Source organism: Xanthomonas sp. CPBF 426, assembly GCF_903989465.1.
GTDB lineage: Bacteria > Pseudomonadota > Gammaproteobacteria > Xanthomonadales > Xanthomonadaceae > Xanthomonas > Xanthomonas euroxanthea.
Window position 1 is genome coordinate 2770826 of sequence record NZ_LR861805.1, and the last position, 21820, is coordinate 2792645.

General features: G+C 66.6%; 10 protein-coding genes. 7 read left to right on the forward strand and 3 right to left on the reverse strand.

Annotation, left to right across the window (positions count from 1 at the left end; translation table 11 throughout):
* Positions 1–62: 62 nt before the first annotated feature.
* Positions 63–5072 (reverse strand): NAD-glutamate dehydrogenase domain-containing protein, encoded by a 5010-nt coding sequence (locus H7A87_RS11900; protein WP_119128611.1) that lies wholly within the window; start codon positions 5070–5072, stop codon positions 63–65.
* Positions 5073–5362: 290 nt separating this feature from the next.
* Between H7A87_RS11900 and H7A87_RS11905 the strand changes: the two genes are divergently transcribed.
* From H7A87_RS11905 to H7A87_RS11915, 3 genes are read left to right on the forward strand one after another with little or no spacing between them, the layout of a single operon-like run.
* On the forward strand, positions 5363–6022 hold the full coding sequence (locus H7A87_RS11905; protein WP_119128610.1) for a TetR/AcrR family transcriptional regulator: 660 nt from the start codon (positions 5363–5365) through the stop codon (positions 6020–6022).
* 14 nt (positions 6023–6036) lie between these two features.
* Positions 6037–7341: an efflux RND transporter periplasmic adaptor subunit gene (locus tag H7A87_RS11910; RefSeq protein ID WP_119128609.1), complete on the forward strand. Its 1305-nt coding sequence runs from the start codon at positions 6037–6039 to the stop codon at positions 7339–7341.
* 12 nt (positions 7342–7353) lie between these two features.
* Entirely contained in the window at positions 7354–10524 is a 3171-nt protein-coding gene (locus H7A87_RS11915) for a multidrug efflux RND transporter permease subunit (protein WP_104582122.1), read from the forward strand.
* A gap of 277 nt (positions 10525–10801) precedes the next feature.
* Here the strand turns inward: H7A87_RS11915 and H7A87_RS11920 are convergent, their stop codons facing one another.
* Positions 10802–11791 carry a LacI family DNA-binding transcriptional regulator gene (locus H7A87_RS11920; protein WP_104582121.1) on the reverse strand — a complete coding sequence of 330 codons (990 nt, stop codon included), beginning with the start codon at positions 11789–11791 and terminating at the stop codon, positions 10802–10804.
* Between the two features lie 161 nt (positions 11792–11952).
* On the opposite strand from H7A87_RS11920, the gene ptsP reads away from it, so the two are divergent.
* From ptsP to H7A87_RS11940, 4 genes are all read left to right on the forward strand, one after another.
* Positions 11953–14472 carry a phosphoenolpyruvate--protein phosphotransferase gene (ptsP, locus tag H7A87_RS11925; RefSeq protein ID WP_119128608.1) on the forward strand — a complete coding sequence of 840 codons (2520 nt, stop codon included), beginning with the start codon at positions 11953–11955 and terminating at the stop codon, positions 14470–14472.
* Entirely contained in the window at positions 14469–15425 is a 957-nt protein-coding gene (gene pfkB, locus H7A87_RS11930; protein WP_119128607.1) for a 1-phosphofructokinase, read from the forward strand. Before ptsP ends, pfkB begins: the two co-directional genes overlap by 4 nt.
* A 113-nt stretch (positions 15426–15538) precedes the next feature.
* On the forward strand, positions 15539–17275 hold the full coding sequence (locus tag H7A87_RS11935) for a fructose-specific PTS transporter subunit EIIC (RefSeq protein ID WP_119128606.1): 1737 nt from the start codon (positions 15539–15541) through the stop codon (positions 17273–17275).
* Between the two features lie 186 nt (positions 17276–17461).
* Positions 17462–18739: a carbohydrate porin gene (locus tag H7A87_RS11940; protein WP_180496649.1), complete on the forward strand. Its 1278-nt coding sequence runs from the start codon at positions 17462–17464 to the stop codon at positions 18737–18739.
* Between the two features lie 2066 nt (positions 18740–20805).
* Here H7A87_RS11940 and secF read toward each other — a convergent pair.
* Entirely contained in the window at positions 20806–21774 is a 969-nt protein-coding gene (gene secF / locus H7A87_RS11945; protein ID WP_119128604.1) for a protein translocase subunit SecF, read from the reverse strand.
* Positions 21775–21820 lie beyond the last annotated feature (46 nt).

Below are 21820 nucleotides of genomic sequence, written 5' to 3' on the forward strand. Positions count from 1 at the left end.
TGCACCAGCTCAGCCTAGGTGATGACGAAGCACCTGCTCCGCCATCACCTCGCTGCACGTCATTACATCCCGTGTGCCGCCAGCTGCCCAAGTCGCTGCACCGCCACCGACACGGTCGGGTAGTCCAGCGTCTTCTGCTCGGCCACATCGGCCAGCATCGCCAGGGTGAAGCGCAGGCTGGAATCGTCGCGCGCCAGCCAGTTGGCCACCTTGTCCTCGGCACTGCTGCCGGGCAGGGTCAGCACCTGCGCCACCAGTGCACGCTGATGCGCGGCCAGTTCGTCGCGCAGCACACCACGTGCCACTGCATGCCAGCGGCCGTTGACCTCCAGCGCGTCGATCTGCTCGAACAACCACGGCAGGCGCAGCGCTTCGCCCAGGCGGAAATGCACCTTGGACACGTCCACCGGCTTGAGCTTGCGGGTACGCGCGGTTTCGATGATGTCGAAGGCCGGTTCCAGGTAACGCAACTCGCACAGCTGTTGCGCCAGTTGCGGCGGCAGGCCCTTGTCCTGCCATTCCTGCACGCTGGCTTCGTACTGCGGGCGCTGCGCATCCGACAGCACACCGGAAGCGATCCGGATGTCGTTGAACGGGCCGTGGTAACGCTCCACCGCCGCAGTGATGCCCGGCATCTGGCCCGGACGCAGCAGCAGCCAACGCACGAACGAGCGTTGCAGGCGCCAGATCACTTCCAGTGCATCGATCTGCACCGACTCGGGCACCTTGCCGTCCAGCGCGTCGATCTGCGTCCACAGCGCGCGTGCATCCAGCGTCTCGCGGCTGATGGTATAGGCCTTGGCGACCTCTGCGATGCTGCGGCCGGTGTCTTCCTGCATGCGCATCAGGAAGGTGGCGCCCATGCGGTTGATGGTGGTGTTGGTCACCGCGGTGGCGATGATCTCGCGCTTGAGGCGGTGACGCTCCATCGCATCGGCGTACTTCTTCTGCAGCGGCTGCGGGAAGTAGCGCTGCAGTTCCTTGGACAGATACGGGTCTTCGGGGATATCCGATTCCAGCAGCTGCTGGAACGCCACCAGCTTGGAGTACGACAACAGCACCGACAGCTCCGGACGCGACAGGCCCTGCCCGCGCGCCTTGCGTGCGGACAGTTCGGCATCGGAGGGCAGGAACTCGATCTGGCGATCGAGCAGGCCCTGCAGTTCCAGCGTGCGGATGAAGTGCTGCTTGGAGCCCAGGCGCTTGACGCTCATCCGCTCCATCAGGCTGATCGCCTGGTTCTGGCGGTAGTTGTCCCACAACACCAGGTCGGCCACTTCGTCGGTCATCGACGCGAGCAATGTGTTGCGCGCGTCGTAGGTGAGCTTCTTGGCCTGCACCATGTCGTTGAGTAGGATCTTGATGTTCACCTCGTGGTCGGAGGTGTCCACGCCGGCCGAGTTGTCGATGAAGTCGGTGTTGAGCAGCACCCCGGCCTGCGCGGCCTCGATGCGACCGAGCTGGGTCAGGCCGAGGTTACCGCCCTCGCCCACCACCTTGCAGCGCAATTCGCCGCCATTGACGCGCAGGCCGTTGTTGGCGCGGTCGCCCACATCGGCGTGCGACTCGCTGGACGCCTTGACGTAGGTGCCGATGCCGCCATTCCAGAACAAATCCACCGGCGCCTTGAGGATGGCGTTCATCAGCTCGTTGGGCGAGAGCTGCTTGACGCTGGATTCCAAGCCCAGCACCTCGCGTACCGGCGCGCTGATGTCGATGGATTTGAGCGTGCGCGGATAGATGCCGCCACCGGCGCTGATCAGTCTGGCCTCGTAGTCGGCCCAGCTGGAACGCGGCAGCTTGAACAGGCGCTCGCGCTCGGCGAACGAAGCGGCGGCATCCGGATTGGGGTCCAGGAAGATATGCCGGTGATCGAACGCGGCCAGCAGGCGGATATGCCTTGAGAGCAGCATGCCGTTGCCGAACACGTCGCCGGACATGTCGCCGATGCCGACCACGCTGAAATCCTGGCTCTGGCAATCGCGCCCCATCGCGCGGAAGTGGCGCTTGACCGACTCCCACGCACCACGCGCGGTGATGCCCATGCCCTTGTGGTCGTAGCCGACCGACCCGCCGGAAGCGAATGCATCGCCCAGCCAGAAGCCGTGGTCCAGCGCCAGCCCGTTGGCGATGTCGGAGAACGTGGCGGTGCCCTTGTCGGCCGCGACCACCAGGTACGGGTCGTCCAGGTCATGGCGCACCACCTGCGGCGGCGGCACGATCTTGCCACCGACGATGTTGTCGGTGATGTCGAGCAGGCTCTGGATGAACAACTTGTAGCAGGCGATGCCTTCGGCCTGGATCGCGTCACGGTCGCCGCCCACCGGGGAGCGCTTGACGTAGAAACCGCCCTTGGCGCCGACCGGCACGATGACGGTGTTCTTGACCATCTGCGCCTTGACCAGGCCCAGCACCTCGGTGCGGAAATCCTCGCGTCGGTCCGACCAGCGCAGGCCGCCACGCGCCACCGCGCCAAAGCGCAGGTGCACGCCTTCCACCCGTGGGCTGTAGACGAAGATCTCGCGGTACGGACGCGGCTTGGGCAGGTCCGGCACGATCGAAGAATCCAGCTTGAAGCTGATGCAGTGCCCGTGCTTGCCGCTCTTGTCGGTCTGGTAGTAGTTGGTGCGCAGCGTCGCGTCGATCACGCCGATGAAGCTGCGCAGGATGCGGTCCTCGTCCAGGCTGGAAACGCGGTCCATCAGCTTCAGCAGCGTGGCGCGCGCAGCCTCCTGCTGCGCATCGCGGTCGCTGCCGCGCGCCTGCAGCACCGGCTCCAGCGCCTTGAGTGTGGCCTCGTCGCCACCGGCCAGTACCGACAGTTCCTCGCGCAGGCGTTCCTGCCCGGCAACGATCTGCGCCTTGGTCTCGCTGCCGGTGGCCGGATCGAAGCGCGCCTCGAACAGTTCCACCAGCAGGCGTGCCAGCAACGGATAGCGGGTGAACGTCGCCTCGACATAGGCCTGCGAGAACGGCACCGCGGTTTGCAGCAGATACTTGCAATAGCCGCGCAGCAGCGCGACCTGGCGCCAGTGCAGGCCGGCCGCCAGGATCAGGCGGTTGAAGCCGTCGTTCTCGGCATCGCCGCTCCAGATCCGCTCGAAGGCTTCGCCGAAACCGGCGTCGGCGTTGGCCGCATTGATCCTGCCGGAGGTCGATTCGACCTCGAAATCCTGGATGTAGACCGGCGTCTCGCCGACCTGCAGCCGGTACGGCCGCTCGGAGATCACGCGCAGGCCCAGGTTCTCCATCATCGGCATCGCATCGGACAACGGGATGTCGTCGAGCTGGCGATACAGCTTCAGGCGCAGGCCTTCGCCGGCGTCCAGCCGCACGCCGTCGTCGCGGCGGATCTCCTGCAGGCTCAGATGCAGGTCATCCGGGCCTTCCAGTGCCGCCAGATGCTCGACGTCGGACACCGCCGATTCGATCGACGAGTCTTCGATATAGCCGGCCGGCAACGCTCGCCCGAAGTTGGCAGCCATGCGCAGGCCATTGACCTCGCCATGCCGCGCCACCAGCGCCTCGCGCAGCGCATCGCGCCAGTTGCGCAGCAGATGCGCCAGCCGCGATTCGAGCTCGGTGGTGTTGAACTCCAGCGCCTCGCCACTCTTGGGCCGCACGATCAGGTGGAGCTGCGCCAGTGGCGATTCGCCCAGCACCACGCTGGAATCGATGTATTCGCCGTGCAGCGCCTCCTTGAGCAAGGCTTCGATGCGCAGCCGCACATCGGTGTTGAAGCGCTCGCGCGGGATGTACACCAGGGCGGAGATGAAGCGGCTGTACTTGTCGCGGCGCAGGAACATGCGGCTGCGCACGCGCTCCTGCAGGCCGAGGATGCCGATCGCGGTGCGGTACAGCTCTTCCTCGTTGGACTGGAACAGCTCCTCGCGCGGCAATGTCTCCAGAATATGCCGCAGCGCCTTGCCGCTGTGGCTGCTCGGGGTCAGCCCGGACTTGCTCATCACGTATTCGTGGCGCTGCCGCACCAGCGGAATTTCCCACGGGCGGCGGTTGTAGGCGCTGGAGGTGAACAGGCCCAGGAAGCGCTGCTCGCCGACGATGCGGCCCTTGGCATCGAATTCCAGGATGCCGATGTAATCCATGTAGCCGACCCGATGCACGCGCGAGCGCGCATTGGTCTTGGTCAGGATCAGCGCGTCCTTGAGCTTGGCCGAGGTGTTCAGGCCATGCGCCGCCAGCGTGGTCACCGGGCGCGCCGGCGAGGTGTCGCGGCCGCGCATCAGGCCCAGGCCGGTTTCTTCCACCGGCGCCAGCACGTCCTGGCCGTCCTGCTTCTCCACGCGGTACTCGCGGTAGCCGAAGAAGGTGAAGTGGTCGGCGGCCGCCCAACGCAGGAATTCCTGCGCCTCGTGGCGGCTGATGTCGTCCATCGGCAGGCGGCGGGTGGCCAGGTCATCGGCCAGCATCACCATCTTTTCGCGCATCGACGCCCAGTCGTGCACGATCGCGCGCACTTCGGCCAGCACCTTGCGCACGGCCGCTTCCACCTTGGGCATGTCGTCGGCGGGCTGGCGGTCGATCTCCAGCACCATCAGCGATTCGCTCTTGCCCTCGCCCACCGCGGTCAGCTTGCCGGCCTTGTCGCGCGCGATGCGCAGCACCGGGTGGCCGAGCACGTGCACGCCGATGCCCAGGTCCGACAGCGTCATGCTCACCGAGTCCACCAGGAACGGCATGTCGTCGTTGACGATCTGCAGCAGCGTGTGCGGCGACTCGTAGCCGTGGCTCTTCAGGGTCGGGTTGAACACCCGCACATTGACCGTGCCGGCCTTGCGCGTGCGCGCAAACTCCAGCATGTCGGCCGCCAGGGCCGCCCACTGCTCGGGTGGGTGGTTGGGGAACTCGTCCTCTTCCATGCGCCGGTAGAAGTCGGCTGCAAACAGCTGCACCTCGGACTGGCGGGCAGCCGGGTAGCGCTTGCGCAACGCGGCAAAGACCGGCTCCAGGGTGACCGCCTGCGGCGCGGTGGCAAGCACGGGGACGGCATGTTCGGCGACCGGTGTGACCGACGTCGTGGACGATTTCGAAGCAGCTTTCTTGGCTGTCATGAGAGCGCTGGGATGCTCGGTGGAAAACCTGAATTGTACCGGCGCCGGATGAAGGCGCCTTGCTGCATAGCGCAAATTCCCGGCGCCGGCGCCGGCCCCGGAGGCGGCATCCAAGCGCTACCCGACTGTAATTCCTCGGGCGGCGGCCGATTGGCGGCCGCGCATCGGCCTGCCGGACCGCCACAACCGGCAAAGTCGGGCCCGGCGCTTGGCGCACAAGGCGCTGTGCAGACACAATTGCGACCGTCAAGCCTGTTTAAAAACTAAACTGGACGGTATAGTCTACCGCCATGGCCCCCCGTTCCCACCGTGCTTCCCGGCGCTCGGATTGCGATCGCCGCATCCATGCGGCTGTGCATACGCTGCTTGCCGAGCGTGGCATGCGGCTGAGCATGGATGCCGTGGCCGAGCGTGCCGGTTGTTCCAAGCAGACGCTCTATAGTTACTACGGTTGTAAAGAAAACCTGCTGCGCGATGTCCTTCAGGACCACGTGCATCTGGCCACGGTGCCGCTGGGCACCGCCTCCGGCGAGTTGCGCGAGGATCTGCTGGCCTTTGCGCTGGCCCATCTTGACCGCCTGAACCGGCCCGATGTGCTACAGACCTGCCGATTGGTGGAGGCCGAATCGCACCGGTTTCCCGACCAGTCGCAGCAGATCTTCCAGGACGGGGTCGTCGGCATGCAGCAGCGCCTGGCGCAGCGCTTCGAACAGGCGATGCAGGCCGGCCAGCTGCGCCATGACGATCCGCACTGTATGGCCGAACTGCTGTTGAGCATGATCGTCGGTCTGGATTTCGACCGGCAACGCTTTCAGGTACCCCACCGCGCCGGCCTCCCCGCCAGGCAGCAGTGGGCGCAGTTCGCTGTCGACACTTTCCTGCGCGCCTTTGCCGCGGTCGCTGCCACGCCTTCGCTGTCCCCGCTTTCCTTTCTCACTTCAAGACCCTAACGGAGTTCCTCCTGATGATCGCCCCGCTCCGCACATTCGGCCTGGCCTGTGCCATCACCCTGGCGCTGGCTGCCTGCAGCAAGCCCGAACAACAGCAGGCGCCGCCGCCGCCGGAAGTGTCGGTGCTGGAAATGAAGCCGCAGACGCTGCCGCTGGAACGCGACCTGGTCGGCCGCCTGTCGGCATTCCGCTCGGCCGACGTGCGCGCACGCGTGGACGGCGTGGTGCTCAAGCGCCTGTACACCGAGGGCACCGACGTCAAGGAAGGCCAGCCGCTGTTCGAGATCGACCCGGCACCGCTGAAGGCCACGCTGCTGCAGGCGCAGGGCCAGCTGGCCGCCGCCGAGGCGACCTACGCCAATGCCCAGGTCGCCGCCAAGCGCGCGCGCAGCCTGGCCCCGCAGCAGTACGTGTCGCGGGCCGACATCGACAACGCCGAAGCCACCGAGCGCTCCTCCCGCGCCAACGTGCAGCAGGCACGCGGCCAGGTCGAGTCCGCCCGCATCCAGCTCGGCTTTGCCAGCGTCACCTCGCCGATCACCGGCCGCGCCGGCATCCAGCGCGTGACCGAAGGTGCGCTGGTCGGCTCGGGTGAGGCCACCCTGCTGACCACGGTCGACCAGATCGACCCGCTGTATGTGAACTTTGCGATGAGCAGCGAAGAGCTCGCCGCCCTGCGCCAGGCCCAGAGCAGCGGCAACGTGCAGCTCAGCGGCGATGGCAAGTCCACCATCAACGTGGAACTGGGCAACGGCACGCAGTACCCGCACCCGGGTACGCTGGACGTGTCGGCGGTGACGGTGGACCCGAGCACCGGTGCGGTGTCGCTGCGCGCGACCCTGCCCAACCCGGAACAGGCACTGCTGCCGGGCGCGTTCGTGACCTTCAAGGCCAGCCTGGGCCAGCGCAACAACGCCTACCTGATGCCGCAGCAGGCCGTGCAGCGCGATGCCACCGGCGCCTACGCGCTGGTGCTGGGCAAGGACGGCAAGGTGGTGCGCAAGAATCTCACCGTCGACGGCCAGCAGAAAGGTCAGTGGATCGTCACCGGTGGCGTGACCCCGGGCGATCAGGTGATCGTCGATGGCGTGCAGAAGGCCAAGGAAGGCCAGCCGGCCAAGGGCGTGCCGTGGGATCCGAACAAGCCGGCGCAGGGCGGCCAGCCGGGTGCACCGGGCGCGGCTCCCGCCGCCCAGGGTGGCAACGCACAGGCCGCACCGGCAGCCGACAAGGCCGACGCGGCGGCACCGGCCGCGCAGGAACAGTCCAAGCCAGACGCTGCGGCGCAGCCGGCCGAATCCCAGTCCAAGCAGCAGTAACGGAACCCGGACATGCCTAAGTTTTTTATCGAACACCCTGTCTTTGCCTGGGTGGTGGCGATCCTGATCTCGCTTGCGGGCGTGATCTCGATCCTGAATCTGGGTATCGAGTCGTACCCCACGATCGCCCCGCCGCAGGTCACCGTCACCGCCAACTTCCCCGGCGCCAGCGCCGATACCGCCGAAAAAGCGGTGACCCAGGTCATCGAGCAGCAGCTCACCGGTATCGATCACCTGCTGTACTTCAACTCGTCCTCGGCCGCCAACGGCCGCGTGACCATCACGCTGACCTTCGAAACCGGCACCGACGCGGATATCGCCCAGGTGCAGGTGCAGAACAAGGTGTCGCTGGCCACGCCGCGTCTGCCCTCGGAAGTCACCCAGCAGGGTGTGGTGGTGGCCAAGGCCAACGCCGGCTTCCTGATGGTGGCCGCGCTGCGCTCGGACAACCCGTCGATCAACCGCGACGCGCTCAACGACATCGTCGGCTCGCGCGTGCTCGAGCAGATCTCGCGCGTGCCCGGCGTGGGCAGCACCAACCAGTTCGGCGCCGAATACGCGATGAACATCTGGCTGAACCCGGAGAAGCTGCAGGGCTACAACCTGTCGGCGACCCAGGTGCTGACCGCGGTGCGTAACCAGAACGTGCAGTTCGCTGCCGGTTCGGTGGGCGCCGACCCGACTCCGGAAGGCATCAGCTTCACCGCCACCGTGTCGGCCGAGGGCCGCTTCAGCTCGCCGGAACAGTTCGAGAACATCATCCTGCGCACCGACAACAACGGTGCCACGGTGCGCTTGAAGGATGTCGCGCGGGTCACCGTGGGGCCGAGCAACTACGGCTTCGACACCCAGTACAACGGCAAGCCCACCGGCGCCTTCGGTATCCAGCTGCTGCCGGGCGCCAACGCCCTGAACGTGTCCGAGGCGGTCGGTGCCAAGCTCGACGAACTGCAGCCGACCTTCCCGCAGGGCGTGACCTGGTTTGCGCCGTACGAATCGACCACCTTCGTGCGCATCTCCATCGAGGAAGTGATCCACACGCTGGTGGAAGCCATCGTGCTGGTGTTCCTGGTGATGCTGCTGTTCCTGCAGAACTTCCGCGCCACCGTGATTCCCACGCTGGTGATTCCGGTCGCGCTGCTGGGCACGTTCTTCGGCATGTACATGATCGGCTTCACCATCAACCAGCTGACGCTGTTTGCGATGGTGCTGGCGATCGGCATCGTGGTCGACGACGCGATCGTGGTGATCGAGAACGTCGAACGCATCATGAGCGAGGAGCACCTGGAGCCGAAGGCGGCCACGCAGAAGGCGATGACCCAGATCACCGGCGCGGTGGTGGCCATCACCGTGGTGCTGGCGGCGGTGTTCATCCCCTCCTCGCTGCAACCCGGCGCCTCGGGCGCGATCTACAAGCAGTTCGCGCTGACCATCGCCATGTCGATGGGGTTCTCCGCGTTCCTGGCGTTGAGCTTCACCCCGGCGCTGTGCGGCGCGTTCCTCAAGTCCACCCACTCGACCAAGAAGAACTGGATCTACCGCACCTTCGACAAGTACTACGACAAGCTGGCGCATCGCTATGTCGGCGTGGTCGGCCACACCCTCAAGCGCTCGCCGCCGTGGATGATCGTGTTCGTGGTGCTGGTGGTGCTGTGCGGCTTCCTGTTCACCCGCATGCCGGGCAGCTTCCTGCCGGAAGAAGACCAGGGCTTTGCGGTGGCCATCGTGCAGCTGCCGCCGGGCGCGACCAAGATCCGCACCAACGAGGCGTTCGCGCAGATGCGTGCGGTGCTGGAGAAGCAGCCGGCCGTGGAAGGCATGCTGCAGATCGCCGGCTTCAGCTTCCTGGGCTCGGGCGAAAACGTCGGCATGGGCTTCATCCGGCTCAAGCCGTGGGAAGAGCGCGACGTCACTGCCGAACAGTTGATCCAGCAGCTCAACGGTGCCTTCTACGGCATCAAGGGCGCGCAGATCTTCGTGGTCAACCTGCCCACCGTGCAGGGCCTGGGCCAGTTCGGCGGCTTCGACATGTGGCTGCAGGACCGCTCCGGCGCCGGCCAGCAAGCCTTGACCCAGGCGCGCAACATCGTGCTGGGCAAGGCTGCGGAAAGGCAGGACACCATGGTGGGCGTGCGCCCGAACGGCCTGGAAGACGCACCACAGCTGCAGCTGTCCGTGGACCGTGTGCAGGCGCAGTCGATGGGCCTGGACGTCAGCGATATCTACAGCTCGATCCAGCTGATGCTGGCGCCTGTGTACATCAACGACTACTTCTCCGAAGGCCGCATCAAGCGCGTCAACATCCGTGCCGACGACCAGTTCCGCACCGGCCCCGAGTCGCTGCGTAGCTTCTTCAGCCCCAGTGCGACAGCAGTCGGTGCCGATGGGCAGCCGGGAATGATTCCGCTGAGCAATGTGGTCAAGGCCGATTGGACCTTCGCCTCGCCGGCGTTGAACCGCTACAACGGCTATTCGGCGGTGAACATCGTCGGCAACCCGGCGCCGGGTGGTAGCTCCGGCCAGGCGATGACGGCGATGGAAGAGATCGTCAACAACGATCTGCCGCCGGGCTTCGGCTTCGACTGGAGCGGCATGTCGTACCAGGAAATCATCGCCGGTAATGCGGCCACGCTGTTGCTGGCGTTGTCGGTGGTGGTGGTGTTCCTGTGCCTGGCCGCCCTCTACGAGAGCTGGTCGATTCCGGTGGCGGTGCTGATGGTGGTGCCGATCGGTGTGCTGGGTGCGATCACCTTCTCGATGCTGCGTGGGCTGCCGAACGATCTGTACTTCAAGATCGGCATGATCACCGTGATCGGCCTGGCGGCGAAGAACGCGATCCTGATCGTGGAGTTCGCGGTGGAACAGCGTGCGGCAGGCAAGACGCTGCGCGAGGCGACGCTGGAAGCGGCACACCTGCGCTTCCGCCCGATCCTGATGACCTCGTTCGCCTTCATCCTGGGCGTGCTGCCGCTGGCCATCTCCACCGGTGCCGGCGCCAACTCGCGTCACTCCATCGGTACCGGCGTGATCGGCGGCATGGTGTTCGCCACCGTGCTCGGCGTGATCTTCATCCCGCTGTTCTTCGTGGTGGTGCGCCGCATGCTGGGCGACAAGCTGGACGAACAGTCCAAGGACTACCTCGCGGCACAGGGCGACGCCGGAAGCCATCGTCCGGATCGTTGATCTGGGACATCGCGTAGAACGAAAAGCCCCGGCACTGCCGGGGCTTTTTTTTGGGTTGCGCAACAGTGATAGCTCGTAGGAGCGCACCCGGGCGCGACGTGCATGACCGGCGACGCCCGTCGCGCCCGGGTGCGCTCCTACGGTGAGGGGATTGGTGACATGCCGTGCTCGGGCAAGACCTGCACTACGCGATCCGCAACACCCGCCACGCCGTTGTAGGAGCGCCCCTGGGCGCGATGGGCTCTACCGGTAACGCCAGTCGCGCCCGGGTGCGCTCCTACGGTGGGGTGCGGGGGCCGGTGGAGCCGCGCACCACGCAGCGGCCGGTCATCACCATGCGGCGGATCGGCAGCTGCGGGTTGCCCAGGCGTTCCAGCAGCAGCGACATCGCTGCGCGGCCCATGTCCTCGACCGGCTGCTCGACCACGGTAATGCCGGGCTCGACCAGGTCGGTCCAGCGCTCGTTGTCGAAGCCGGCCAGGGCCAGGTCGTCGGGCAGGCGCAGACCCGCGGTGCGGGCGGCCTTGAGCGCGCCCATCAACAGCAGGCTGTTACTGGTGACAATGGCCTCGGGCCGGTCTGCACCGGCCAGCCATTGGCCGACTTCGGCAATCGCCGCTTCAGCGGTGGGCGCCACTTCGCGGTAGGCCGGCGTCAGCCCGGGCGCGCGCATCGCGGCCAGATAGCCGTTGCGACGCTCGGTCGCGGTGGTACTGGTGCCGAACAGCCCGCCGATGCGCCGATACCCCTGCGCCTGCAGATGCGCGACCAGCTCGCCCATGGCCGCGGCGTTGTCCAGCACCACGCTGTCGTAGCGGCTGCCGGGGCCGGCGCGGTCTACCAGCACGGTCGGGTAGTCCAGCACCAGCTCGTGCATGCGCCCGACCGTGCTGCGGGTTGGCGCGAAGATCAGCCCGGTGATGCGTTCTTCCTGCATCAATTGCAGGTACAGCGCCTCGCGCTCGGGGTCTTCGTCGGTGTTACACAGGGTCACGCGCATGCCGGCACGGTAGGCCACCTCCTCCACCGCGCGGATCAGCGCGGTGAAGTACGGGTTGCGGATGTCGGCAACGATCACCCCCAGGATGCCGGACTGCTGGGAGCGCAGGCGTCGCGCCATCAGGTTGGGCCGGTAGCCGGTCTGGCGCACCGCCGCCTCGACCTTAGCCCGTACTTCCTCGCTGACCGGGCCAGTGCCCAGCGCGCGCGAGACCGTCGATTTGGAAACTCCGGCCACGCGGGCCACGTCGTTGATGCTGATACTCACTGGGACCGTTCCCGCTCCATTTGCGCACCTGCAGCCAGGTGCGGTGCCTGATCCGATGCTAACCCGAAAGCACTACACCATTTTTGTGCAGCGCACATTGACCTGGAACGTGGGAACGTTCCCACTATACTGCCCAGCCCGTTCCCATCCCGGAGTCCGTCTTGTCCTCTCCGTCGCCAGCCGCCCCCGTCACCCCCGAACTCGTGCGTCTGCGTGCGCATGCCCGCGACAAGGACGACGCCATCGCACAGGCTGCCCAGTTGCTGGTCGCCGCCGGCTGCGTGGCGCCGGGCTATGACGCCAGCATGCGGCGCCGCGAAGGCCTGGCGAACACCTTCCTGGGCCATGGCCTGGCGATCCCGCACGGCGTTGGCGAAGACCGCCACCTGGTGCGCCGCGACGGCATCGCGGTGCTGCAGTTGCCCGAGGGCGTGGAGTGGAACCCGGGCCAGACCACCCGGCTGGTGGTCGGCATCGCCGCCCAGTCCGATACCCACATCACCTTGCTGCGCCGGCTGACCCGCCTGATCCAGGACCCGGCCCAGCTGGAAGCGCTGTTCACCACCGACGACCCCGGCGTGATCGTGGCGGCCTTGACCGGCGACCGCGCACCCGACAGCAGCGCCGCGCCGGCCACCGATCTGGCCGAATCCTTCGAATGGACCATCGTCTACCCCAGCGGCCTGCACGCCCGCCCGGCCACGCGCTGGGCCGAGACCGCGCGCGGTTTCTCGGCGCGCGCCCAGGTGCGCGCCGGCGACCAGGCCGCCGATGCCAAGAGCCTGGTCGGCCTGCTGCAGTTGGGCCTGCGTGCCGGCGACAGCATCACCGTTTCGGCCGAAGGCACTGATGCGGGTGCGCTGCTCAAGCGCCTGCGCGCAGTGATGGACAGCCTGACCGCGCAGGAAAAGGCCGATGCCGAGCGTGCCGCGCAACGCCGCGCCGCCCCGGTGGTCGGCTGGACGCCGCCGCAGGCGCAGCCGGCCATCGTCGGCATCGGCGCCAGCCCGGGCGTGGCGATCGGCATCGTGCACCGGCTGCGCGCGGCGCAGACCGAGGTGGCCGATCAACCGGTGGGTCTGGGCGATGGCGGCGCGCTGCTGCACGACGCGCTGACCCGCACCCGCCAGCAGCTGGCGGCGATCCAGGACGACACCCAGCGCCGGCTCGGCGCCTCGGACGCGGCGATCTTCAAGGCCCAGGCCGAACTGCTCAACGACACCGACCTGATCACCCGCACCTGCCAGCTGATGGTCGAAGGCCACGGCGTGGCGTGGTCCTGGCACCAGGCGGTGGAACAGATCGCCTCGGGCCTGGCCGCACTCGGCAACCCGGTGCTGGCCGGCCGCGCGGCCGACCTGCGCGATGTCGGCCGCCGCGTGCTGGCCCAGCTCGACCCGGCTGCCGCCGGCGCCGGCCTGACCGACCTGCCCGAGCAGCCCTGCATCCTGCTGGCCGGCGATCTGTCGCCGTCGGACACCGCCAACCTGGACATCGCACGCGTGCTCGGCCTGGCCACCGCGCAAGGCGGGCCGACCTCGCATACCGCGATCCTGTCGCGCACGCTGGGCCTGCCGGCGCTGGTCGCGGCCGGCGGCCAGTTGCTGGACATCGAAGACGGCGTCACCGCCATCATCGACGGCAGCAGCGGGCGGCTGTACATCAACCCGTCCGCACTCGACCTTGACGCGGCGCGCACGCATATCGCCGAGCAACAGGCCATCCGCGAGCGCGAGGCCGCGCAGCGCGCCTTGCCCGCCGAAACCACCGACGGCCACCACATCGACATCGGCGCCAACGTCAACCTGCCCGACCAGGTCGCCATGGCGCTGACCCAGGGCGCCGAAGGCGTCGGCCTGATGCGCACCGAATTCCTGTTCCTGGAAAGCGGCGCCACCCCCAGCGAAGACGAGCAGTACCAGACCTACCTGGCGATGGCGCAGGCGCTGGATGGCCGCCCGCTGATCGTGCGTGCGCTGGACATCGGCGGCGACAAGCAGGTGGCGCATCTGGAACTGCCGCACGAGGAAAACCCGTTCCTGGGGGTGCGCGGCGCGCGCCTGCTGCTGCGTCGCCCGGACCTGCTCGAACCACAGCTGCGGGCGCTGTACCGCGCCGCCAAGGACGGGGCACGGCTGTCGATCATGTTCCCGATGATCACCTCGGTGCCGGAGCTGATCAGCCTGCGCGCCATCTGCGCGCGCCTCCGCGGCGAACTCGACGCGCCCGAGGTGCCGATCGGCATCATGATCGAAGTGCCCGCCGCCGCCGCGCAGGCCGACGTGCTGGCGCGGCATGCGGACTTCTTCTCGATCGGCACCAATGATTTGACCCAGTACGTTCTGGCGATCGACCGCCAGAACCCGGAACTGGCCGCCGAAGCCGACAGCCTGCACCCGGCGGTGCTGCGCATGATCCGCAGCACCATCGAAGGTGCGCGCAAACACGACCGCTGGGTCGGCGTGTGCGGCGGCCTGGCCGGCGATCCGTTCGGCGCCAGCCTGCTGGCCGGCCTGGGCGTGCAGGAGTTGTCGATGACGCCCAACGACATCCCGGCGGTCAAGGCCCGCCTGCGCGGCACCGCATTGAGCGCGCTGCAGCAGCTGGTCGAGCAGGCATTGAACTGCGAAACCGCAGAGCAGGTGCGCGCACTGGAAGCGCAGCGCGAGGGCCAGGCATGAACCTGCACGCCATCACCGTCACGCTGAACCCGGCGATTGACCAGACCATCCAGCTCGACAGCCTGCAACCGGGCGCGGTGCATCGCGCCAGCAGCGTGCGCAACGATGCCGGCGGCAAGGGCATCAACGTGGCCGCGTGCCTGGCCGACTGGGGCAGCCAGGTCGCCGCACTCGGCGTGCTCGGGGCCGGCAATGCCGGCGTGTTCGAGGCGCTGTTCCGCGAGCGCGGCATCACCGATCACTGCCAGCGCGTGGCCGGCGAGACCCGTACCAACCTCAAGCTGGTCGAGGCGCGCAGCAACGACACCACCGACATCAACCTGCCCGGCCTGCGCCTGGGCCAGCCGCATCTGCAGGGCGTGGCCGACCACCTCGCCCCGCTGCTGCGGCCCGGCCTGCCGGTGGTGCTGTCGGGCAGCCTGCCGGCCGGCCTGCCGGACGACAGCTGGGCGCAGCTCCAGGCCCAGGCCGGCGCCGCCGGTGCGCGCGTGCTGCTGGACACCAGTGGCGCGCCGCTGGTGGCCGCACTCGGTGCCGCACGCCAGGCGCTGCCCTACGCAGTCAAGCCGAACCGGCACGAGCTGGAAGCCTGGACCGGCCGCCCGCTAACCGACCGCGCCGCCCTCAGCGCCGCCGCGCACGAACTGATCGCCCGCGGCATCCAGCTGGTGGTCATTTCGATGGGCACCGAGGGCGCCCTGTTCGTGCAGCGCGACCAGCGCCTGATCGCGCGTCCGCCGCGCCTGGCGCAGGGCAGCAGCGTGGGCGCCGGTGACGCGATGGTGGCCGGCCTGGCCGCCGCGCTGCTCGACGACTCCACTGATCTGGAACAGTGCGCCCGTCTGGCGACGGCGTTCTCGGTCAGCCGGCTGGAAAGCGGCGATGCGCGCCGGCTGAACCCGCAGCAGGTACGCAAGCTCACCGGCGAGGTCGTCATCGACCAGCTCTCCTAGCAAGGCCGGCGGCGCGCCCGGTGGGAGCACCACCGCAACGCGCCCGGGTCTTGCGCAAGACACCACGTATCCCGCCGGCGCTCGCCGGCGACCGAACAACGCAGGAGATTTGCATGTCCTCTTCCATCGTGGTCATCGCCGCTGGCGACCGCAGCACCGAAGCCGTCCTGGCGGCCGAAGCGCTGCGCCGCGCGGCCACCGCCGCCGGGCGCAGCGTGACGATCGAGATCCGCAGCGACCAGGGTGTGCTCGGCGCACTGCCGGGCGACCTGGCCAGCGGCGCCACCCAGGTGCTGGTGATCGGCGACGCCGATGCCGACACCGCCCGCTTCGGCGATGCGCAGCTGCTGCGCCTGAGCCTGGGCGCGGTACTCGACGACCCGACCGCCGCAGTGCACCAGCTCGCCGCACCGGCCGCCGCGAATGCATCGGCTGCCGCAGCAAGCGCAGGCGCCGGCAGCAAGCGCATCGTCGCGATCACCTCCTGCCCCACCGGCATCGCGCACACCTTCATGGCCGCCGAGGGCCTGCAGCAGGCAGCCAAGAAGCTCGGCTACCAGATCCGCGTGGAAACCCAGGGCTCGGTGGGCGCGCAGGACGCACTGACCGACGATGAAATCCGCGCTGCCGACCTGGTGCTGATCGCCGCCGATCGCGAGGTCGACCTGGCCCGCTTCGGCGGCAAGCGCCTGTTCAAGAGCGGCACCAAGCCGGCGATCAACGATGGCCCGGCCTTGATCCAGAAAGCGCTGGCCGAAGCTGGCGTGCACGGCGGCGCGGCGCCGGTCGCAGGCGCCGCCAAGGCCGAAAACACGGGCAACGGCCGCACCGGCGCCTACAAGCACCTGATGACCGGCGTGTCGTTCATGCTGCCCTTCGTCACCGCCGGCGGCCTGCTGATCGCCTTGGCATTCGCGCTCGGCGGCATCTATGCCGGCGACGATGCGCACCAGGGCACGCTGGCCTGGTCGCTGTTCCAGATCGGCGCCAAGGCCGGCTTCACCCTGATGGTGCCCGCGCTGGCCGGCTATATCGCCTACTCCATCGCCGACCGCCCCGGCATCGCGCCGGGCATGATCGGCGGCCTGGTCGCCGCCAACCTCAATGCCGGCTTCCTTGGCGGCATCATCGCCGGCTTCATCGCCGGCTATGGCGTGGCCGCGCTCAACCGCTACATCCGCCTGCCGCGCAACCTGGAAGGACTCAAGCCGGTGCTGATCCTGCCGGTGCTGGGCACGCTGCTGGTCGGCCTGGCGATGATGTACGTGTTCGGCCAACCGGTGGCCGACCTGCTGGCCTGGCTCACCGCCTGGCTGCGCGGCATGCAGGGCAGCAGCGCGCTGCTGCTGGGCCTGTTGCTTGGCGGCATGATGGCCTTCGACATGGGCGGGCCGGTCAACAAGGCCGCCTACGCTTTTTCGACTGGCCTGATCGCCAGCCAGGTCTATACCCCGATGGCCGCCGCCATGGTGGCCGGCATGACCCCTCCGCTGGGCATCGCGCTGGCCACCTGGGTGTTCCGCAACCGTTTCACCGTGGAGGAGCGCGGCTCGGCCACGGCCGCCGGCGTGCTCGGGCTGGCCTTCGTCACCGAAGGCGCCATCCCGTATGCCGCGCGCGACCCGCTGCGCACCATCCCGGCGCTGGTGATCGGCTCGGCCGTGGCCGGCGCGATCTCGATGACCGCCGGTGCCGAGTTGAAGGCACCGCATGGCGGCATCTTCGTGCTGCTGATCCCCAACGCGGTGACCCACCTGCTCAATTACGTGCTGGCCCTGGTGGTCGGCGTGGTGGTCACTGCGGTGGCGCTGCGCCTGCTCAAGAAGCCGGTGGCCGACGTGGTCGCCTGACGGTCGGCCACCTCGCCATTGCCGCGTGGCGCCCGCGCATGCGCTACGCCTGATCGCCGCCCCACTCCACCCCTGACTGGTTTCACCGCTGCGCTGCGCACCTTCGTGCGCGGCCGGCGGCTTGCCCATCCCCTAGCTGTCGCGTTCGCCACCTCGGCCACGCCTTCCTTCGTTCGGAGTCCTGCCATGACCGTCCTCGCCCCCCGCCATGCCCGTCCCCGCCTGCTGTGCCTGTCGCTGGCACTGGCGCTGACCCCGCTCGCCCACGCGCAGGATGCCGCCGATGCTTTCAAGCTCAAGCTGGGTTACACCGGCGAAGCCGCCTCGATGATCGATGGCGGCCGCAAGAACGGCGATGCCTATGCCGGCCAGCTGATGGTCGGTACCGACGTCGACATGGACCGCCTGTTCGGCTGGGGCGGCGCCACGGTCAAGCTGTATGTCACCAACCGCCACGGCACCAACCTGGCCAACAGCAGCATCGGCAACAGCACCTCGGTGCAGGAAATCTACGGCGGCCAGGGCACGCGCCTGGCCAACTTCACCCTGCTGCAGAAACTCTTCAACGACCGCCTGGAACTGGAAGCCGGCCGCAGCGTGGCCAACATCCATTTCCTCGGCTCTGACCTGTGCCAGTACTTCCAGGGCAACTCGGCCTGCGGCAATCCCACCTTCGTGTTCCGCACCAGCAACTTCACCTACTGGCCGGTGTCCAGCTGGGCCGCGCATGCCACCGCCTGGGTCACGCCCAAGGTCTACGTGCATGTGGGCGCCTACGAGGTGAACCCGGTGCAGGCCCAGGACGGCCAGCACGGCCTGAAGTGGAGCACCGACGACACCACCGGCGTCGTGGTGCCTTACGCCATCGGCTACAAGAACAAGGGCGGCGACGGCAGCATGGCCGCGATGTACGAACTGGGCGGCTGGCAGGACAACTCCGACTACACCGACCCGCTGCGCGACCGCAACGGCAACCCGGCCGTGCTCAGCGGCCTGGGCTACGAGAACAAGCAGGGCCGCTCGGGCCTGTTCGCCCGCTTCGAACAACAGGTCACCAACCCGGATCCGTCCGGCGCCCGCGGCCTGACCGTGTTCGGCGCCATCCTCAAGAGCACCGGCGGCCAGGCGATCGAGGACCACTTCGTGCAACTGGGCCTGGTGCAGAAAGGCACCTTCGCCAGTCGCCCGCAGGACAACATTGCGTTTGTGATCACCCAGCAGAAGTACAGCGACGAAGCCATCGAAAACCTGCGCCTGGCCCGCGCCTCTGCCGGCGGCACCGGCACCCCGGCCGACAACCAGATCATGATGGAGCTCAGCTACGGCATCCAGGTCACCAAGCGCCTGCGCATCGCGCCGAACCTGCATTACGTAATCAACCCCGACCAGTTCAACGAGCCGACGCGCAGCAACGATCTGAAGAACGCGCTGATTGCGGGCATGCGGATCGACTGGAATTTGTGACCCGTAGAGAAGCTGCGCGCGTTGCGCGCATCATTGGCGGGCACCAGCGCCTGAAGTGAGTGGCGGGTGCGTTGCATCTGACTGCAGTGCAACGCATTGCGCCGACTCGGTTGGCCTAGGCATTTGCCGGTAGCCGACGGAGTTCGATGACCTGCGTAGACGCGCGACCGCACGTAATGAGGCTTTATCGGTCCACCCGGTCGCGCTCAGGCCAGTCACTGGACACGTAAGAGCACGCGACAGCGGATGTCGAAGCTGTAATGACCCACCAATGCCTAGCGCCTGAATTAAGCCGAGCCGCGAAGCAGCTTCGGCTTGAATGAATTGTTAGGGCCCAACCCGAAGAGGTAAGGAGGCCAACCCATGACGGCGAGGTACTCCGAGTGAGTGCGGAAGGGCCAAGCACTTGTATCCCCCATGGCCTTTAAGCGTTTGCGCGCGCCCCGGCCTGAAGCGCCGAGCGTTAGGAGGTTGGCAAGGAAACGTCCGAATGCCTCCGGCTGCGAGTGGGTAGGCCAGCAACAGGGAAGGTCAGATTTTAAGAACAGGATGCAGCGTACGGCAAACTCGCGCTCCTCATCCAGCAACTTGTCCTGCCCGATCAAGCGATGCTCCTTTAGATCGCTGTATTGAGGCCAAAAGCCTTTGGCATAGATCTCGCGGACTGCCGGATCGCTTGAGTGAGGCACGCGCCGCTCAAATTCATCGTTCGTGATTTGACCGGCTAGGAGAGCCCAGGCTGCCTCCGCCAATTGTGACAGTGGGCGCGAATCGATCATTGAGCCGTAACGCCTGATTAAGCCGAGTTGCGAAGCGGCTTCGGCTTGAATGAATTGTTAGCCCCCGACTGAGGCCTCTCGCAGGGAAGTATCCCAAAGGACGAACATATCTGTCTCAGGCGACCGCAGAGGAAGCAATGGGGTTGGGTCAATGCACCAACGATGAAAGACCACCAACAGTTGCCGGACGGAGCCAGCACTCACCGGATAGGTTAGCTCCAAATCTAAAGTACTTAGCCTGCCGCGAACGTCTTTGTATTCGGGTAGCGAGTACAGCCAACCAAAAAACCGATCCTCATCCTCCGAGGCGAAGAATGTTGGACTTCGAAAGGAAATGATCATGGGGCCTAACGCCTGAGTTAAGCCGACCCGCGAAGCGCGGTTCGGCTTGAATTGTTAGGGGGCAGCCTACGTGGCGTCATGACTGATCGCCAAGGTGCCGACGAACCATAGGTATGCAGACGCTGAGACTGTAAGCAGGTGCAGCACGCCCACCCAGCGCCACCGAAGGGCCAAGACCGAAGGGGCAACTAGGGCGACTGTTACGACGAGCCCAGCTACTGGGAAATACATAGCGGGTTGCGATGATTCAATGCCGGGAATGCCTGCCAGAAGACACGAGGCCGCAAAAACAAGGAAAGCAGAAAGGCTTGCAGCTGACGCCTTGAGCTTACCGTTTGGTGTTGCAGCGAGAGCAAAAACCGGGAGGATAGCGGTGAGCCCGATGAGTCCTGGTATGCCTTGTTCTGCGGCAAATAGAACGTGGCGCCAATCCATAAACTGTCACTGCCCCCTAACAACTATTGGACCGCCGAAATGCGGTGTTGCGCCGAGTATCTTCGACCGCGGGCGTCTTGTGAATGGGTGAGATCCTAGTCGGGGTCACGGGGTAGCACGATGGAGAGCGGCCTCGACCATGCAGACGCTTGGAGTGTTATCCAGCAAGAACGCAGGCGTATGAAATACCCCCCCAAAACAATGGTGTAACAGCACGTCCGCCGACGCGGTTGCTCGATCAAGTGCGCGGCCGCTTGCGCGTTCGGTACTACAACCTGCGCACCGACAGGCGGATCTCGGTTGGATACGGCGCTTCATCCTGGCCAGTGGCTCTACCGCAACGTATTGCGTATCGATCAGCATCACGTACGCGACGAAATCCCTAATCCCTAATATTCACGATCTCGCGTAGCGGCGTCACAATGCAAAACCGTACACTCACGACGTACACCGCCAGAACGAAAAAACCGCGCAATGCGCGGTTTTTTCGTCACACCTTTTGCGAACCGATCAAGGACGACGCGCCAGCGCCTCCACGTCCTTGGCCTTGGGCAGCAGATCCTGCTTGGTCACCGCAAACGGCCCGATGCTCAGCATCGGCACTGCCACGATCACCGAGGAGATCACCACGATCACCGCGCCAATCATGTGCGTTTCGGCCAGGCCTTCCATCGACTCGCCGCCGTAGATGTACAGCGCCAGCGCCGACAGGAAGAACATCACCGCGGTGATCACCGTGCGCGAGAGCGTCTGGTTGATCGAGCGGTTCAGCACTTCCAGCGGTTCCACGCGCAGCGCGCGGAAGTTCTCGCGCACGCGGTCGAACACCACGATGATGTCGTTGATCGCAAAGCCCATCACCGACAACAGGCCGGCCAGCACGGTCAGGTCGAACTCGCGGCCGGTCAGCGACACGAAGGCCACCGTGACCAGCAGGTCGAACAAGGCGGTCAGGCTGGCGACAACCGCGAACTTCCACTCGAAGCGGAAGGCGATGTAGATCAGAAAGCCCACCAGCATGAACACCGTGGCGTACACGCCGTTCAAGGCCAGGTCCTTGCCGACCTGCGGGCCGACGAATTCGCCCGGCTGCACGGTGGCGGGGTTCTGCTCGGTGCTGACGGCCTTGCGCACTTCTTCGGCCACGGTGCTAGCGGCATCGTCGCGGTTGTTGTGCTGCTCGCGCGCCTGCAGGCGGATCATCACTTCGTTGCCGCCACGTGCGTTCTGCACCTGGGCGTTCTCGAAGCCGGCCTTAGCCAGCTGCTCGCGCACCTGGTCCACGTCCACGGTCTTCTGGAACGAGGTCTGCACCAGCGTGCCGCCGGTGAATTCCAGCGCGTAGTTGAAGCCCTTGCCGACGATGACGCCGACCGAGGCCACCGCGATCACCAGCATCAGGATCAGCACCGGCTTGCGCAGGCGCATGAAGTCGATCCTGGTGTCGTTCGGGATCAGATGAAGCGGAAAAATTTTCATTGAAAGATCTTCCTAAAAAGTCCGCACATGGATGTGCGGGCTCTTG